Below are 1,467 nucleotides of genomic sequence, written 5' to 3' on the forward strand. Positions count from 1 at the left end.
GGTACGACCTGCAGGACATCGGCTCGCTCGCGACCCGCGTCGCGGTCGGGGCCGACGGCCGGGTGCACGTCACCTGGCAGGACGACCACTGCAACGTTTCCCCCAACGGCTGCCCGCCGAACCTCTCCGCCCCGGTGCCCCACCCGGTGCGGGGCATGGGCTACGCGGTGCGCGATGCCCTCGGCGCGTGGACCAACCGTGGCCGGGTCGGCGATTCGCGCATCCGATGCCCCACGTTCTGCGTGCCGGATCTCATGGGTGGACTCGGGGGCCTCGCGCTCGCCCCCACCAACCGGGTCGCGATCGCCGAGCACATGAACGAGGACGGCTGCGACCTGCGCAGCATGTTCTACTACCTCGACACCCCGACCGGCACGACGTTCAGCGGCTACCTCACGCCGATCGAGAGCCCGAGCTTCCTGTTCGGCCAGATCGTCGCCCTCCCCAACGGCTCGTTCGTGGTGTCCGGGGAGCGGCTCAACACCTCGAACCCGCCCTACTCGTACCTGGAGGTCGCGGAGGTCCGGATCAGCCGCTTCGCATCGGCCGGCACGGCGTTCGTGTGCCCGACCGGCTGGCAGGGCGGAGCGTGGACGCCGGTGGTGCCCGCCGGCACGTTCCCCGACGGCGCGGGCGGCTATCCCAGCCTCGCCGCCGCCTCCGACGGCCGAGTCGGCATCGCGATGACCGACTTCGGTCAGAACGTCCACCTGATCGAATCGAGCAACGGGACGTTCGCGGCCGGCACGGTGACGGTGCGCAAGCTCACGAACTACAGCAACGCGACCATCGTGGCGCCCGACTCGACTTCGACCCAGTGGCGGCCCTACATCAACGCCCATCTGGCCTACCGCGACACGACGCCGCACGTCGTGTGGTCCGAGCTGCAGGCACGCAAGAGCGGTGCCCAGATCTTCTACGCCGACTGGCACAGCCGGATCATGCACTGGAGCTCGACCGGCGGCGTCACGGTGGTCAAGCAGGGCGGGCTCGAGACCGGCAGCTACGACAACGTGGACAACGGCCAGGCCGGGCCGGTCGTGGGCCTCAACCACATCTCGAACGACTGGCCGCAGGTCGGGTTCTCGGCCGACGGCAGCGAGACCTACGTGGTGTGGGTGCGCTGCGTGGACGCCGAGGTGGACCCGACCGCCAACGCCGGCATCCCGGGTGCAACCGGGCTCGGCTTCGGCGACATCGAGGTGAGCGTCTCGACCGGCGACGGGCCCTGGTCGCCGGCCCAGAACGTCACCCAGACGCCGCAGACCGACGAGCGCTTTGTCGCGATTGCGCCTCGCAACTTCGGCGGCAACATCGGAATCCTGTTCCAGGCCTCGGCCACGAACCAGGCCGGCATCGCCGAGTCGCAGGACCGCGGCACCACGCCCGCTCTGTACCTGCGCCGCATCGCGTGGCTCGAGCGGCACGTGGCCGCGAGCGTGGTCGCGGTGGACGACCCGGCCCCCG

At 70.6% G+C, this 1,467-nt stretch carries 1 protein-coding gene; it reads left to right on the forward strand.

What is annotated here, in order from left to right; genetic code table 11:
- A partial coding sequence (locus tag ACRDSQ_RS17490) for a hypothetical protein (protein ID WP_431422479.1) occupies positions 1–1,467 on the forward strand: 1,467 nt, incomplete at both ends.

The sequence above is a fragment of the Actinokineospora sp. genome (assembly GCF_050699995.1).
In the GTDB taxonomy this organism is placed as follows: Bacteria; Actinomycetota; Actinomycetes; order Mycobacteriales; family Pseudonocardiaceae; genus Actinokineospora.